This is a genomic window from Saccharomonospora iraqiensis subsp. iraqiensis (assembly GCF_000430445.1).
Lineage (GTDB): Bacteria > Actinomycetota > Actinomycetes > Mycobacteriales > Pseudonocardiaceae > Saccharomonospora > Saccharomonospora iraqiensis.
In genome coordinates this window covers 1-1719 of record NZ_AICW01000182.1, presented here as the reverse complement: position 1 = coordinate 1719, position 1719 = coordinate 1, and the positions used below count along the sequence as shown (strand labels likewise).

The 1719-nt window shown below is 71.3% G+C and carries 2 protein-coding genes; both read left to right on the top strand.

Going from position 1 to position 1719, the window contains the following annotated elements; all coding sequences use genetic code 11:
* Positions 1 to 165 precede the first annotated feature (165 nt).
* Entirely contained in the window at positions 166 to 1032 is an 867-nt protein-coding gene (locus ACTIR_RS0100090) for an alpha/beta fold hydrolase (protein ID WP_026452767.1), read from the top strand.
* A gap of 4 nt (positions 1033 to 1036) precedes the next feature.
* The coding region (locus tag ACTIR_RS0100085) for an FAD-binding protein (RefSeq protein ID WP_026452766.1) at positions 1037 to 1719 on the top strand (683 nt) is incomplete at its 3' end.

The following is a 1719-nucleotide window of genomic DNA, read 5'->3' as shown; positions in this document are numbered from 1 at the left end:
GCCGGGGGGCGACGGGGCACCCGGGGCGACCTTCTCCGCCGAGACGATGGACCGGCTGCTCGCCGTCGGCCGGGCGGGCGCGTGGCTCTGAGCGTCCGTCCGGTCGTCCCGGTGACCGGGATGGCCGCGGGCGGCGACCCGCGCACGCTCACTACCGTCCGCGTCATGAGCACCGAGATCGACCACGGGTCGACGCTGCGCGAACTGCCGACCGACAAGGGCGTGCTGCGCTACCACGAGGCGGGAAGCGGACCACCGCTGCTGCTGCTGCACGGGTCGGGTCCGGGCGTGACCGGATGGCGCAACTTCCGCGGGAACCTGCCCACGCTCGCCCGCCGGTTCCGGTGTCTGGTCCTGGAGTTCCCGGGATTCGGCGTCAGCGATCCCACCGACGAGCACCCGATGCTCGCCGCGCCCGGGGCGGTCGTGCGCTTCCTCGACGGGCTCGGTCTCGACACGGTCGACGTCATCGGCAACTCGATGGGCGGGATCATCGCCACCCAGCTCGCGGTCAACCACCCGGAGCGGGTGCGGCGGATGGTGACCATCGGCGGGATCGGTCGGAACCTGTTCACCCCCGGCCCGCCCGAGGGGATCAACCTGCTGATGGAGTTCACCGAGAACCCCACCCGCGACAAGCTGGTGCAGTGGCTGCACTCCATGGTGTACGACCCCTCGCTGATCACCGAGGAGCTGATCGAGGAACGCTGGGAACACGCCACCGACCCGGACACGCTGGCGAGCGCGAAGACGATGTACGGCCGGGAGGCGATGCGGTTCCGTCAGGAGATGGAGGCGAAGTCCGACCGGGCGCCCTACTGGGCGACGTTGCACAGGGTCCGCGCCAAGACCCTGCTCACCTGGGGCCGCGACGACCGGGTCAGCCCGCTCGACATGGCGTTGGTGCCGATGCGCACCATCCCGGACGCCGAACTGCACGTGTTCGGCAACTGTGGGCACTGGGCGATGATCGAGCAGAAGGAGGCCTTCGAGAACGTCGTGCAGGCCTTCCTCACCCGAGAGGACGGCTGACCCCGTGTCCGGCACCCACGAGATGCCCACTGTGGACGGGTTCCCCGGCCGGGACGGATGGGACCACGAGGTCGACTTCCTGGTCGTCGGCAGCGGGGGCGGCGGGATGACCGCGGCGCTGGCCGCGCACGACGCCGGCCTGCGCGCGCTCGTGGTGGACAAGGGCAAGACCTTCGGTGGGAGCACCGCGCTGTCCGGCGGCGGGATCTGGATCCCGAACAATCCGACGCTGCGGGCGAAGGGACACCACGACAGCCGCGAGTCGATCCGGAGTTACCTGCTCCGGCTGACCGGAGGCCGGGTGCCCGAGGCACGCATCGACGCCTACATCGACCACGGCCCGGCCACGATGGAGCTGCTCGGCCGGAGCCGGTGGATGCGGTTCTTCTGGGTCAAGGGCTACTCCGACTACCACCCCGAGTACGAGGGCGGCAGGCCGCAGGGCCGGTCGGTGGAGGCCAGACCGTTCGACACCCGCAAGCTCGGCGAGCTCGAACGCGACCAGCGACCGAACACCATGCAGGGCCCGCTCGGCCTGTGGGTCACCGCGAAGGACTACCACGACCTCGCCATGGTCAAGCGCACCTGGCGCGGCCGGTGGGCGGCGGTCGTGGCGGCCTGGCGGGTGGCCTCGAACCTGGTGCGCCGACGGCACATGGCCACCGGCGGCCGGGCCCTGGTGGCGCG